Here is a 13,074-nt window from a genome sequence, read left to right on the forward strand (position 1 = left end):
CGCTGGCCGCTATCGGCGGTACGAATAATGAGCGGCGCGGTTGACGCGCCGCTCAGCCAGCAACTGGGGGACATCCGGATGTGCGATTTGCCGCGAGTTCAACTCGCATGAGGAAATTTCTGTTTTTCATCGATGAACTCAGCACATGGGTCGGCAAGGCGTTCGCCTGGCTGATTCTCGTCCTCACGCTCGGTGTCAGCTACGAGGTGTTCATGCGCTACGTGTTGCGTGCGCCGACCACCTGGGCATTCGACATCAGCTATATTACCTATGGCGCGATGTTCCTGATGGCCGGCGCCTATACGCTCTCGCGCAACGGCCATGTGCGCGCCGACGTGGTCTACCGGCTGTGGTCGCCGCGCACCCAGGCGACGATGGACCTCGTTCTCTACATTCTGTTCTTCCTGCCGGCGATTGCGGCATTGATGTATTCGGGCTGGAACTACGCCGATATGTCGGTGCGCTTCCGCGAAGTCAGCATCTTCAGTCCGGCCGGCGTGCCGGTGTTTCCGCTGAAGGCACTGATTCCGGTCACAGGCCTGCTTCTGTTTCTGCAAGGGTTCGCTGAAATCATCCGCTGTGTGCTGTGCATCCGCACCGGACAATGGCCGCAACGGCTGCACGACGTCGAGGAAACCGAGAGCCTCATCATCCGCGAGCATCAACAGCACCAGGCTGCGGTGGAGCCGACCGAGAAAGGAGCCGGCGCATGACCGACCCTCAACTCGGCATGCTGATGCTGGGGCTTTTCATCTTCATCATCATGCTTGGCTTCCCGATCGCCTTCACGCTGATGGCGATGGGCGTCTCGTTCGGCTACTACGCGTACTACACGCCCGGTCAGGAATTCTTCCAGAATCGAATCTTCACGCTGCTCGTGCAGAAGACGTTCGAGGTCACGTCGAGCGACGTGCTGGTCGCGGTCCCGCTGTTTCTCTTCATGGGCTATTTGATCGAGCGCGCAAACATTCTCGACCGCCTGTTCTACTCGCTGCAATTGTCGATGAAGAACGTGCCGGGCGCTCTGGCGGTGGCCACGCTGATCACGTGCGCAATGTTCGCAACGGCTACCGGTATCGTCGGCGCCGTCGTCACGCTGATGGGCCTCTTGGCCTTGCCCGCGATGCTGCGGGCCGGTTACGACACCAAGCTGTCGGCAGGCGTAGTCTGCGCCGGCGGCTGCCTCGGCATCCTGATTCCGCCGAGCATTCTCCTGATCGTCTATGCGGCTACCGCCGGCGTTTCGGCGGTCAAGCTTTATGCGGCCGCGTTCTTTCCGGGATTCCTGCTCGCCGGATTCTATGTCCTCTATGCGATCGCGCGCGCGATCATCAATCCAGCGCTCGCACCGAAGCTTCCGCCCGAGCAGACCAATGTGCCGATCTCCACGGTAATCTGGGCTCTCGCCACGTCATTCCTGCCGCTGGCGCTGCTCATCGTTTCGGTGCTTGGCGCGATCCTGTTTGGCCTGGCGACGCCGTCCGAGGCGGCCGCGGTAGGTGCCCTCATGAGCATCGTTCTGGCGGCCGCCTATCGTTCGCTCAATTACACGATGATGAAGGAATCGGTATATCTGACGGTGCGCGCCACTGCGATGGTCTGCTACCTGTTCATCGGGTCGTGGACGTTTTCCGCGGTGTTTGCCGTCCTTGGCGGACAGACCGTGGTCGAGCAGTTCTTCGCCTCGATGAATCTGTCGCCGATCCAGTTCCTGCTATTGACCCAGATCATCATCTTCCTGCTCGGCTGGCCGCTGGAGTGGACCGAGATCATCATCATCTTCGTGCCGATCTTCCTGCCGCTGCTTCCCAACTACGGCATCGATCCGATCTTCTTCGGCATCCTGGTCGCACTCAACACGCAGACAGCGTTCAATACGCCGCCCGTTGCGATGGCCGCCTTCTATTTGAAGGGCGTGGCGCCGCCGCAAGTGAAGCTCACCGACATCTTCTCCGGCGCGCTTCCCTTTGTCGGCCTGGTCTTCTTCACCATGGCTCTGGTCTACATCTTCCCGGAACTTGCGTTGTGGTTGCCCAGCTATCTCTATGGATCGCGGTGAGCCGGCCCGGTAAAGCGCTGAAAGGATGCGCATGAGTCTCAGTGCGCTCGGGCTTGCGGAAGCGGCGGCCGGCATCCGCGACGGCCGGCTCAGTTCGGCGGAGCTGGTCGCCGACTGCTTGAAACGCATCGACGAGGCCGATCGCGACATCGAGGCGTGGGCATTCCTCGATCGCGACTATGCGATGCGGCAGGCCGAGGCCGCCGACGACCGTCGCAAGCAGGGCAAGGCCACAGGCCCGCTGCATGGCGTGCCACTGGGCATCAAGGATATCTTCGATACCGGCGACATGCCGACGGAATTCGGATCCAGCCTGTGGGCCGGACGCACGCCGCGCCGCGATGCGGCGGCGGTGGCGCGCCTGCGGGCGGCAGGGGCCGTGATCCTCGGCAAGACGGTGACGACCGAGTATGCCTATTTCAATCCCGGTAAGACCCGAAATCCGCACAACCCGGCTCACACGCCGGGCGGATCGTCGTCGGGCTCCGCCGCGGCCGTTGCGGCGCTGATGGTGCCGGGCGCCATCGGCTCGCAGACCAACGGCTCTGTCATCCGTCCTGCCGCCTTCTGCGGGGTGGTTGGCTTCAAGCCGACACACGGTCTCATTCCACGGAGCGGCGCGCTACTGCTGTCGCGGGCACTCGATCATGTCGGCGTGTTTGCGCGCTCGGTCGACGATGCAGCACTGCTGGCGCAGACGCTTGCGGGTTTCGACGAGGAAGATCCGGATACGTGCCCCCTTGCCGCTCCCCGCTTTGTCGAAATGGCGGCAAGCGAGCCGCCATTGCCGCCGCGTTTCGCCTTCGTGCGCTCACCGGCATGGAAGCATGTCGAGCAGGTGACCACGGAGGCATTTGCCGAACTGGTGGAAGCGCTCGGCGAGCACGTTTCGGAAGTCGAGATCGGCCCGAGCTTCGACCGCGCCATCGACATGCACCGCACCGTCATGGAAGTGGAGATGGCGCACAACCTGCATCGTGATTTCGAGCAGGGCGACGGATCCTTGAGCCAGGTATTGCGTGCGCTGATCGAGCGCGGCCGCATGGTGGCGGCCGTCGACTACACGCGCGCCTTGGCCGGCAGCGCGCCGCTCAACGCCGCGCTCGACGGCGTGTTCGACGAATACGACGCGATCCTGACCCCGTCTGCACCGGGCCCGGCGCCGCGTGGCCTCGACACTACCGGCAACCCCGTGTTCTGCTCGACGTGGACTTATCTCGGCACGCCGGCGGTGAACCTGCCGCTGCTGCAATCGGAAAGCGGCCTGCCCATTGGCGTTCAGTTGGTCGGGCGCCGCGGCAACGATGCGCGGCTCCTGCGGACGGCCAACTGGCTAGTCAGAACTCTCGGAAAGGGCGGCGGCGACAGAGCCGCGCCTGCCAAAACCAGTGCCAAGACCAATGCCAAGACCAGTGCGCGGCGCGCGAAAACAGGGAGCGACAGATGACGAATTTCATCACCGGACTGATCGGCGTTGCCGGCGTCTGCGCGTTTCTCGGCATCATGCTCTGGTGGATCAAGGCGGTGCCGCTGGTCATCATCTGCGTATTGGTGATGGCGCTATTGATTTACGACTTCTATCAATCGCTCCGCACCAACGGCAATGGGGCGGGATAGGCCGCGGCCGCCCGGCGCCTTCTACTGCCCGGCGCTCGCTAGCTTCCGCTGGCAGGCCTTGCTGATCCGTGAGCGGTTCTGCTTCAGGCAGGCCAGAATGACCTGATCACCAGCCTGCATCTGCGCCCGGCAATACCGCGAGACGTCGCGCGCGCACTCGTCATGCCCCTCTCTTTTTTCTGTTTGTGCCGACACGCTTGAGGCCATCAGGATCAGGGGAATGACGAAAAGGATCTTGGTCATTTGTTATGCCTTCGTAGCCGGGAAACGCGATCAGCGCGCTCTATAGCGTTTTCTGGAGAGGTTGGAACCGGTCCGCGTCAGGAAAACGCGTCAAACGGGAATCCAGTGCGCCAAAATCCCGGCCGCACGCATTTGTGAACGGTGAAATGCCCCGTTCGCGTTGTGAACGCCGCGAAACGAAAAACGCCTGCGTCGCATCGCCGCAAGCGTTCCCGGGAGCCGGTGGGCCGACTATTGCGCGGCGAGCTTGCCCTTCTTCGCCGCGAGATCGCGATCCATCACGGTGCGGCAGCCCGCGCTCAGGTCGGCGCGATGCTTGATCATGCAGGCGGTGATCTTCGGAATATTCGGGATTTCCGAGCTGCAGAGACGGAATGCGTCGCCGGTGCACATCTGCTGCTGCTCGGAGGTGAAGGCGAAGCTCGCGGTCGACGAAGCGGCGGCGAAAGAGGTGGTCAAGGCCAGCACCAGACTGACCTTGCGAACGGCATTGAAGAACACTGCGGTCATTGTCGGCTCCTGTTGGCTCGGCAAACGAGCCCGTTGTTGATGGCAGGAGCATGCGCCCGGAACCGCGGGGCGACTGTGACTGACCTCACTCGCGCTTAACGCCCTCATTTCCCTGTCCTAACCCGCGCTTGTTCGCGAGACGTTAAGACATTGTTGGCATTAATGGCCCGTTGCGTGTGTACCCCGAGTATGTGGAAAGAGTAGCGATGCGTAATGCGTTGGGCCTGATGCTGGCCAGTGTAGTGACGGCGCTGGTGATCACCGGCGTTTGGTACTGGACCTCCTCGCCGCGGGCCGACGCGGCTGCCCCCCAAACCGTTGCCGCCCGCGCGGCCGAGCCACTGCCGGCACCTGCCGCAGCCAGACCCGCACTGAGGGACGACGTCGAGACCACGGCCTCCCTCTCGAAGCCGGCCCCCACCCTTGCGCCAGCTCCCGCGGCGTTCCCCGCGCCGCTGCCGGCGCGGCCATCAGCAGCCTGCGCCAATCCCGACGCGCTCGGCGTCAGCCGCGCCGTCGTGATCGACACCACCGGCGGGCCCGGCTTCGGCTTCCTGCAATACAAGCAGTTCGACTTCCTGACCGACAAAGAGGTCGTGCTGACCTTTGACGACGGCCCGTGGCCGACCACGCCCGCCGTGCTCAAGGCACTTGCGGATGAATGCACGAAGGCGATCTTCTTCCCCGTCGGCAAGCACACGACTTATCATCCGGAAATTCTCAAGCAGGTCGCCGCTGCCGGCCATACCATCGGCTCGCACACCTGGTCGCATGCGCATCTCGACAGCAAGAAACTGACCGAAGCTCAGGTCAAGGAAGAGATCGAGAAGGGCTTTAGCGCGGTGAAGATGACGTTGGGGACGGCGCCCGCGCCGTTCTTCCGCTTCCCGGGGCTTGCGCACACGCAAGGAGCGCTTGGCTATCTCGCCTCGCGCAACATCTCGATGTTTTCGGTTGATGTCGATTCCAACGACTTCAAATCGCCGGGTCCCGACCAGGTGATCCAGAACGTCATGACCAAGCTCGACAAGCAGGGCAAGGGCGTCATCCTGATGCACGATCTGCAGAAGAGCACGGCGCACGCTTTGCCGACGCTGCTGCGCCGCCTCAGGGCTGGCGGCTACAAGGTCGTGCAGATGAAGGCCAAGGAGCAGCTCGAAACCCTGCCCGAATATGACGCGATGCTGGTGAAGGATCAGAAGATGCCGGCGGTTGCCAGCCGCCCGATCAGCAGCGTGGTGCAGACGGTTTCGCAGTAAGCCAACGGCTCAAGCGTCACTCAACAAAACGCGCCCTCGGAATAATCCCGGGGGCGCGTTTTGCTTTGGCAATGTTACCAGTAAATGCCGTGCCGATGCAGCTCGCGGACGATGCGCGCTTCGATCCAGTGGTGCCTGCGGCGCGGCTTCATGCTCCTGGACATGAACGCCGTTCTCCGGGCAACGGGCCTTCCGCGCTCGGCTCTCGACCGCTCGGCGGCCGGCTGTTGGACCTTTGCTGCCAGCTTGGGCGTCTCGGCCTTCGGTGTCTCGGCCTTCGCAGTCTCGGCTTTGGGCTCGATCGCCGGCCGCTCGACATATTTCGGCGGTTCCGGCGGCTGCGGGACTTCGGCGGTTTTCGGTGCATCGATGGCCTTCGCGGGTGCCCGCTCGATGCCCCCCAGCGACAAGCTTCGATCCCCAGCCTGAGCTGCGGCGGATGCGAGAACGAATCCTGCGATGAGAATGAGTTTACGCATGTTGATGTCTCCCCTTGTGGTCGAGGCGGAGACTAGGCCGGGAGACGCGGCGCTTTATGTGAGACAGGTCACGCAAAGGCGTCGTGACCGTGTGTGCTGACGAATTCGGGAAACGTTCGGAAAAGCGTGGTGCCGCAAACAGGACTCGAACCTGTGACCCCGTCATTACGAATGACGTGCTCTACCAACTGAGCTATTGCGGCGGACCGAAGCGGCGTCCGGGCGTTAGCCGCGAACGCCCGCACCTGATATCGGGCAGCGCCCCGATTGGCAAGAAAAACGCTGCTTCAGAAATGCCTAGCTGCCGCCCCAACGTGACAAAAATCCCCGCCAGCCGCCGGCCTGGGCCTTGGGCAGAGCGAGTTGTTCCGCGAATTCGTCCGCGGGGCCGCCGTCCTCGTCGATGCCGGGGTCGTCCGGGGCTCGAATGAGGGGGATCACGACGGGAATCGGGGCCGGAACCGCCCTCGGAATATCCTGACGGGAACGGAACAGCGGTGCCGGCTGGCTTGGTGCCGGTTCGGCCGGCTTGGGCGGGGCTGGCTCCGGCGTCGGAAGAATGGTGGCCGCTTCGAGGCGGGGAGCCTCGGCGGGAAGCACTTCGGCGGCAGCCGCGGGTGGCGGCACATTGTCCTGCGCGGCCGGTGCCACGGGCGGTTCGGACGTCACGGGAGCGGTGGGCGCGGCGGGCTGCTCGTCCACAGCCTCGGGCGGCGCAATCACCACGGCACGGCGCGGGGTCGCCAACATGGCTTCCTCGAACGGGGAGGATTCGATCGTGCTCGCCTTGTCGGACGGCAGGGCCGCGACCGGCGTCTGCCACTGGAAGGCATCGAGCCGCCCGGTGACGGGGGAGACCGGCCGCCAGCGATCACTGACATAGCCGTCCGCAGTCCAGGCCGGATCGTGCAGCGCGCGCACCGCGCGCAAGGTCCACGCGCGCGCCCGCCCCGAATCACCGTGTTCTGTGCGCTCGATCTCGGCCATCAACAGCGCGACGCGCTGCGTCGGCTGAGCGATGAAGGGCGCCAGCGCCTCGCGCGCCTTGGTGAACTCGGACGCGTCGATCGCGGCGCGCGCGATCGCCAGCGCGCCTTCGATATGTTCAGGCGCTTTCGCCGCCAGCGTCTCGACCCGCACCAGCCGTTGGCGCGCGGAATCCCCCAACTTCACATGCGCATAGGCATCGGCCAGATCAGGATGCGGCTGCGCCAACCACGCCGTCTCGACGAGACGCATCGAACGCCGCACCTGGTGCGCTTCGCTCTCGAACTTGCTCGCCAGCACCGCGGCGGGCACCAGCGTCGGCGCCAGCTTGACCGCCTCCATCACGCTTTCGCGCGCCAGGTCGCGATCGACCTTTTCGAGTTCGAGCGCGCGTGCGGTGAGCAGCACGCCGCGCTGCCGGCGATAGGTCGCCTTGTCGATCAGCCCGGCCGATTGATTGTTGTCGAGGATTTTCAGCGCGCCGCCCCAGTCGCCCTTGGCGCAGCAGAAGCCGAGCACGGCGTGCGATGCCCATGACGACGACGGCGACAGCTTCAGCGCTTCCTCGGCGAGCATGACGGCGGCGACGGGATCGTCGGCACGCTGCGCCTCGATGAACAGGCCGCGCAGGCCCAACAGCCGCGTGTCTTCACGCTCGGCCATGGCGCGGAAGGCGCGCTGCGCGCCCTCGCGATCGCCGTCGAGCTGCGCCGATTGCGCGTGCAGCAGCAGGGCCAGCGGATCATGCGCCGCGTGCTTTCGCGCGGCGTCCGCGTGGATGCGGGCAGCCGTGGAATCGCCATGGCCGATCGCGAGCAGGCCTTGCGTGATCGCATGCCGGCCGCGGGCCTGGCGACGTTCGCGCCGGTTGCGGCGGATCCGTTGCGGCGTCCGCCACAGGCCGCGCAGGATCGCCCACAGCATCATCGCCGCGACGATGACGATGCCGAGCGCCAGCACGAACACCGGCAGTGTGGTCTGCACGCGATAGCCGCCCCACGACAGCACGACATTGCCGGTCTGCTCGGCAATCCAGGCTGCGCCCACTGCTCCGAGCGCGATCAACAGCAGAAACAGAATGATCCGGACCATTGAAATCCTTATTGCGCCGGTTTGGCGAGCACAGCCATGGCCTCAGTCGCAAATTGACGGGATGCAGCCAGCGCGGCGTCGCGCGCGTCGGCCGACGCAAGCCATGATTGCGCCGCAGCGCGATCGGCCGGCTCCAGCGTCTTCAACTCCCGCCGCGCCTCGTTGAAATCGTTGCGCAGCGCAGCCGCCGTGATCCGCGCCACCACGGCGCCGCGGTCCGTGCCGGCGGTATCGGTGCGTTCGATCTTGACCAGTTTGGCAGCGCCCGCCTGCAGACGGTCGACGATGCCGGTGCCGGTGGTGGCGGAGCTCTGTTGGGCCGGCAACAGTTTTGGCACCAGCGCCAACAGTTCCGTGCTCAGCTTGCCGGCATTCGGCACGCCCTTCTCCGCAAATTCATCGAGCGGCTTGAGCGCTTCGGGATTTGGTGCCAGCGCCTTGGCCGCGGCGAGCGCCGTCGGATAGGGATCGCCGATTCTGACCAGCACATCGAGCAGCGCTGCCGATACCACACGGCGTAGCGGCATATCATCCGCAGGTTTGGCGTCGGCTGTCGTGTCGGCAAGCTTGCTGCCTTGTTGCGCGATTTCGGCGCTCTGCGCCCGTATCTGGCTCTCGACCTTGGCGATGCGTTCTGCGAAAGCCGCGAGATCAGGCGACACGGCGCCGTCGCCACGCGGCGCCGACTTCACTTCGTTGATGGCAGATGCCAGCTTCTCGCCTTGCGCGCGCGCCGTGGCGAGCTCACCGCGCAGCGTCGCGACCGATTTTTCAAGTGCGTCAGTGCGCGCGGCCGCGGCCGGATCGGCCACGGGTTTCCCCACCTTGGATTCGAGGCCGGCGATTTGCGCGGTCAAACCGTCGATGGCGGCGGCGTTGAGCTGCGCGGTCTGCGATACGGAGGCCGGCTGAATCGCGGGCCAGCCCAGCATCCAGCCGACGCCGATCACCAGCGCCGCCGCGACCGCGCCGGAAACCGGCGCGACGACCCAAGGCGACACGGGAGGCGACACGGGCCGGGACGGCGGCTCCGCAACCCGTGACTCCTCAACTGGAGCCTCCTCAACCGGCGCTCGGGCGATCTCGGGCGCGGGCTCCGTCACGGGCTCGGACGGCGCCTCGCCGGAACTCTTGGTCTCGCTCGATACTTCGGAGGCATCGAGATCGATGGTCGGTGGCTCACGCTTCGGCCGACCCGATTCGGGCAGCGATCCAGTGTCTTCGGGCCTGTTGTCGACCATCACAGCGGTTCCCTTAAGGTGGTTAGATGCCGGAACTTAGCAGAATCGAGACGTCTTAGAGCATGATCCAGCCGTGGCGGCACCGGTTTTCCGATAAGACCATGCTCAGACTTAAAGATTAGGACCCGATCGGGCCTGCAACGCCCGGTCCAGCGCCTCGAACAGCGCGTTTTCATCCGGTGAAACCGCCGTCGTGACCTGGGTCGCGCCAGCATCCCGCAACACCGCGGCGACGCCTGCCGAAATGCAGCACTGCGCCAGCGCCAATGCCGAGATTTCGACGCCGCCGAAGCGTGCCGCCTCCAGAAACGCACGCGCGCTGCGCCGCGAGTAATGCAGCACGGCCTCGACCTCATGCGCCACGAAAGCGTCACATATTTCCCGCGGCAGGCTGGGCACGGGCACCATCCGGTACGTGGTATGCGTCACCACCGTAAAACCCTTCTCGCCGAGTTCACCGGCAAGGTCGCGCGCGAGATCGGCGCCGGCGAGGTACAGGATCGGGCTCGCCTTCTTCAGTTGCTTCGATTTCGCGATCGCCAGCACCAGATCGCGCAACGCGCCGGCGTCGCCCTTGGAGGCGATCACGTCGTCAAACCCCGCATCGCGGGCCGCCGCCGCGGTATTTTCTCCGACCGAGAACAACGGCAGTTCGAGAAGCCGGCTGTCGGCAAGTTGGGGCGCGATGGCGCGCAGCGCGTTGGCGCTGGTGACGATGACGGCGCTATAAGTCGCGTCCGCATCGTCCTGGAACGGCACCGGCTCGAACCGCAACATCGGCGCGCGCAGCACGTCGAACCCCCGCGCGCGGAGGGCCTTCGCCGTCATCTCATCATCCGGACTTGGTCGCGTCACGAGAACGGCCATATTTCAGATCTCCGCCAAACCGGTTTCGGGCACGCGCAGGCGATTGCACGTTGTGACCTCGTAATGCTACCCGGTTACGGAAGCGTTGTTTTTGGCGATAGCGCAAGGGTTTAAATTGGACAACGACAAGCCGATGCTGGTGCTGGGTATCGAGACCACCTGCGATGAAACCGCAGCCGCCGTGGTCGAGCGCCAGCGCGACGGCAGCGGAAAGATTCTATCCAATATCGTGCGCTCGCAGACCTCGGAGCACGCCCGTTTCGGCGGCGTGGTGCCGGAGATCGCGGCACGCGCCCATGTCGACCTGCTCGACGGCATCGTCGGCCAGGCCATGAAGGACGCCAATGTCGGTTTCGCGCAATTGTCGGCGGTGGCGGCCGCTGCAGGTCCCGGCCTGATCGGCGGCGTGATTGTCGGCCTCACCACCGCCAAGGCCATTGCGATGGTGCATGACACGCCGCTGATCGCGGTCAATCATCTCGAGGCGCACGCGCTGACGCCGCGGCTCACTTGCGCGCTGGCCTTTCCCTATTGCCTGTTTCTCGCCTCCGGCGGTCACACCCAGATCGTCGCCGTGGTCGGCGTCGGCAAATATGTGCGGCTCGGCACCACCGTCGACGACGCGATGGGGGAAGCCTTCGACAAGGTCGCAAAGATGTTGTCGCTGCCCTATCCCGGCGGCCCTGAGGTCGAGCGCGCGGCGGGAAGCGGCGACGCCAGACGCTTCGCCTTTCCGCGGCCGATGCTCGGCCGGCCGGATGCGAATTTCTCGCTGTCGGGATTGAAGACGGCGGTTCGCAATGAGGCCAACCGCTTGGCGCCGCTGGAGCCGCAGGACGTCAGCGACCTCTGCGCCAGTTTTCAGGCCGCGGTGCTGGAATCGACCGCAGATCGGCTGAGCGTCGGCTTGAGAGTGTTTCACGAGCAATTCGGCCCGCCCCGCGCGTTGGTCGCCGCCGGTGGCGTCGCCGCCAATCATGCCATTCGCGGGGCGCTGCAGGATGTCGCCTCGAAGGCGCAGACCACGCTGATCATTCCGCCGCCTGCACTCTGCACCGATAACGGCGCCATGATCGCCTGGGCCGGCGCGGAGCGGATGGCGCTGGGATTGACCGATACGATGGATGCGCCGCCGCGCGCGCGCTGGCTGCTCGACGCCAACGCAACCGCGCCGGCCGGCTTCGCCAACACCCGCGCAGGATTCTGACATGACGTCCTTCAATTCCGTCGCGGTGATCGGCGGTGGCGCTTATGGCACCGCGCTCGCCTGCGCCGCGGTGCGCGCCGGCCGCAAAGTCGTGCTCTATGCGCGAAGCGCCGAAAGCGCCGCGCAGATGCAGACGACGCGAAACAATCCAAAACTACCCGGCGTGAGCCTCGACAGCAGTATCGGCGTCACGGCCGACATCGTCGCCGCGGCGCGCACGGACATCGTCCTGCTTGCGACGCCTGCGCAAAGTTTGCGCGAAGCCGCGGCGACGCTAGCGCCGCACCTCAAGCCAAAGACACCCGTCGTCGCCTGCGCCAAGGGCATAGAGCGCGGCACCCACCGGTTCATGACCGAGATCATTGCCGAGACCATACCGGATGCAATCCCTGCGATCCTGTCGGGACCGAACTTCGCCGACGACGTCGCGCGAGGCCTTCCGACCGCCGTGACGCTTGCGGCAAGGGACGACAAGCTGGCAGGCCGTCTGGTGCAGGCGCTGGGCTCGTCAACATTCCGGCCCTATCACACCACGGATGTTCGCGGCGTCGAGATCGGCGGCGCGGCCAAGAACGTGCTGGCGATCGCAGCCGGGATCGTCGTCGGCCGTCAGCTCGGCGCCTCGGCGCTGGCCGCACTGACCACGCGCGGCTTCAGCGAACTCGCGCGCCTCGGCCGCGCCTGCGGCGCGCGCAGCGAAACGTTGGCGGGCCTGTCGGGTCTCGGCGATCTGATCCTGAGCTGCTCCAGTCCGCAGTCTCGCAATTTGGCATTCGGCATCGCGCTCGGGCGCGGCGAGCTGCCGAACCGTGACAAGCTCGCCGAAGGCGAATTCACCGCGCCGGTCTTGATCGAACTGGCGGCTTCGCAAAACGTCGATATGCCGGTATCAAATGCGGTCGCGGCGATCCTCGGCAGCAAGGTGACGATCGACGCGGCGATCGAAGGCCTGCTGACGCGGCCGTTCAAGGCGGAGGAATGACGATGGCTTACTGGCTGGTGAAATCTGAACCGTCGGCCTGGTCATGGGACCAGCAGGTCGCAAAGGGAGCAAAGGGCGAAGCCTGGACTGGCGTGCGCAATTTCACCGCGCGGCAGAACCTGGTGAACATGAAGAAGGGCGACAAGGCCTTCTTCTATCATTCCAACGAGGGCAAGGAGATCGTCGGCATCGCGGAAGTCATCAAGGAAGCCTATCCCGATCCGACCGACAAGACCGGCAAATTCGTCTGTGTCGACATCAAGGCCGACAAGCCGTTGAAGATGCCGGTGACGATGGCCGCGATCAAGGCTGACAAGAAGCTCGCCGACATGGCGCTGGTAAAATATTCGCGGCTGTCGGTGCAGCCGGTCACGGCGGAAGAGTGGAAGCTGGTCTGCACGATGGGCGGGATGTAGCGCGCTCTTACTTCCCCTCTCCCCTTGTGGGAGAGGGTGGATCGAATGAGCGTCAGCTCATTCGAGACGGGTGAGGGGTCTGCTTCCGCGGAGAGAACCCCTCATCCGGCGGACT

Annotated in this window: 14 protein-coding genes and 1 tRNA gene; 8 read left to right on the top strand and 7 right to left on the bottom strand. The window is 64.9% G+C overall.

Features of this window, described 5'->3' with window-relative positions:
* Nucleotides 1-107 precede the first annotated feature (107 nt).
* From LMTR3_RS17245 to LMTR3_RS38580, 4 genes are read left to right on the top strand one after another with little or no spacing between them, the layout of a single operon-like run.
* Nucleotides 108-713: a TRAP transporter small permease subunit gene (locus LMTR3_RS17245; RefSeq protein WP_065746267.1), complete on the top strand. Its 606-nt coding sequence runs from the start codon at nucleotides 108-110 to the stop codon at nucleotides 711-713.
* The gene (locus LMTR3_RS17250) at nucleotides 710-2,059 is read left to right on the top strand and encodes a TRAP transporter large permease (RefSeq protein ID WP_065746268.1); all 1,350 of its coding nucleotides are present in this window, start codon (nucleotides 710-712) and stop codon (nucleotides 2,057-2,059) included. Before LMTR3_RS17245 ends, LMTR3_RS17250 begins: the two co-directional genes overlap by 4 nt.
* A 31-nt stretch (nucleotides 2,060-2,090) precedes the next feature.
* Nucleotides 2,091-3,506 (top strand): amidase, encoded by a 1,416-nt coding sequence (locus tag LMTR3_RS17255; RefSeq protein ID WP_065746269.1) that lies wholly within the window; start codon nucleotides 2,091-2,093, stop codon nucleotides 3,504-3,506.
* Nucleotides 3,503-3,676, top strand: a complete 174-nt coding sequence (locus LMTR3_RS38580; protein ID WP_176721929.1) for a hypothetical protein — start codon at nucleotides 3,503-3,505, stop codon at nucleotides 3,674-3,676. Before LMTR3_RS17255 ends, LMTR3_RS38580 begins: the two co-directional genes overlap by 4 nt.
* 21 nt (nucleotides 3,677-3,697) lie before the next feature.
* Here LMTR3_RS38580 and LMTR3_RS17260 read toward each other — a convergent pair whose 3' ends face one another.
* Both LMTR3_RS17260 and LMTR3_RS17265 read right to left on the bottom strand, forming a co-directional pair.
* Nucleotides 3,698-3,919 (bottom strand): hypothetical protein, encoded by a 222-nt coding sequence (locus LMTR3_RS17260; RefSeq protein ID WP_065746270.1) that lies wholly within the window; start codon nucleotides 3,917-3,919, stop codon nucleotides 3,698-3,700.
* A gap of 231 nt (nucleotides 3,920-4,150) precedes the next feature.
* On the bottom strand, nucleotides 4,151-4,429 hold the full coding sequence (locus LMTR3_RS17265; protein ID WP_065746271.1) for a hypothetical protein: 279 nt from the start codon (nucleotides 4,427-4,429) through the stop codon (nucleotides 4,151-4,153).
* Nucleotides 4,430-4,635: 206 nt separating this feature from the next.
* Between LMTR3_RS17265 and LMTR3_RS17270 the strand changes: the two genes are divergently transcribed.
* Nucleotides 4,636-5,688 (top strand): polysaccharide deacetylase family protein, encoded by a 1,053-nt coding sequence (locus LMTR3_RS17270; RefSeq protein WP_065746272.1) that lies wholly within the window; start codon nucleotides 4,636-4,638, stop codon nucleotides 5,686-5,688.
* A 74-nt stretch (nucleotides 5,689-5,762) separates the two neighbouring features.
* Here the strand turns inward: LMTR3_RS17270 and LMTR3_RS17275 are convergent, their stop codons facing one another.
* The 5 genes from LMTR3_RS17275 to LMTR3_RS17295 form a co-directional block, all read right to left on the bottom strand.
* A complete protein-coding gene (locus LMTR3_RS17275) occupies nucleotides 5,763-6,167 on the bottom strand; it encodes a hypothetical protein (protein WP_065746273.1) in 405 nt (134 codons plus the stop codon).
* A 127-nt stretch (nucleotides 6,168-6,294) separates the two neighbouring features.
* A tRNA-Thr gene (locus LMTR3_RS17280) sits at nucleotides 6,295-6,370 on the bottom strand.
* A gap of 94 nt (nucleotides 6,371-6,464) precedes the next feature.
* Nucleotides 6,465-8,246: a heme biosynthesis HemY N-terminal domain-containing protein gene (locus tag LMTR3_RS17285; RefSeq protein ID WP_065746274.1), complete on the bottom strand. Its 1,782-nt coding sequence runs from the start codon at nucleotides 8,244-8,246 to the stop codon at nucleotides 6,465-6,467.
* 8 nt (nucleotides 8,247-8,254) lie between these two features.
* Nucleotides 8,255-9,487 (bottom strand): COG4223 family protein, encoded by a 1,233-nt coding sequence (locus LMTR3_RS17290; protein WP_065746275.1) that lies wholly within the window; start codon nucleotides 9,485-9,487, stop codon nucleotides 8,255-8,257.
* A gap of 111 nt (nucleotides 9,488-9,598) precedes the next feature.
* The gene (locus tag LMTR3_RS17295; protein ID WP_065746276.1) at nucleotides 9,599-10,354 is read right to left on the bottom strand and encodes a uroporphyrinogen-III synthase; all 756 of its coding nucleotides are present in this window, start codon (nucleotides 10,352-10,354) and stop codon (nucleotides 9,599-9,601) included.
* Between the two features lie 133 nt (nucleotides 10,355-10,487).
* Here LMTR3_RS17295 and tsaD point away from each other — a divergent pair, with 133 nt between their 5' ends.
* The 3 genes from tsaD to LMTR3_RS17310 are packed head-to-tail and all read left to right on the top strand — an operon-like array spanning nucleotide 10,488 to nucleotide 12,959.
* On the top strand, nucleotides 10,488-11,561 hold the full coding sequence (gene tsaD / locus LMTR3_RS17300; RefSeq protein WP_065746738.1) for a tRNA (adenosine(37)-N6)-threonylcarbamoyltransferase complex transferase subunit TsaD: 1,074 nt from the start codon (nucleotides 10,488-10,490) through the stop codon (nucleotides 11,559-11,561).
* 1 nt (nucleotide 11,562) lies between these two features.
* On the top strand, nucleotides 11,563-12,543 hold the full coding sequence (locus LMTR3_RS17305) for an NAD(P)H-dependent glycerol-3-phosphate dehydrogenase (protein ID WP_065746277.1): 981 nt from the start codon (nucleotides 11,563-11,565) through the stop codon (nucleotides 12,541-12,543).
* Nucleotides 12,544-12,545: 2 nt separating this feature from the next.
* Complete coding sequence (locus LMTR3_RS17310; protein ID WP_065746278.1) at nucleotides 12,546-12,959, top strand: EVE domain-containing protein; 414 nt, start codon at nucleotides 12,546-12,548, stop codon at nucleotides 12,957-12,959.
* The last annotated feature ends 115 nt before the right edge of the window (nucleotides 12,960-13,074 follow it).

This window comes from Bradyrhizobium sp. LMTR 3 (assembly GCF_001693485.1).
GTDB lineage: Bacteria > Pseudomonadota > Alphaproteobacteria > Rhizobiales > Xanthobacteraceae > Bradyrhizobium.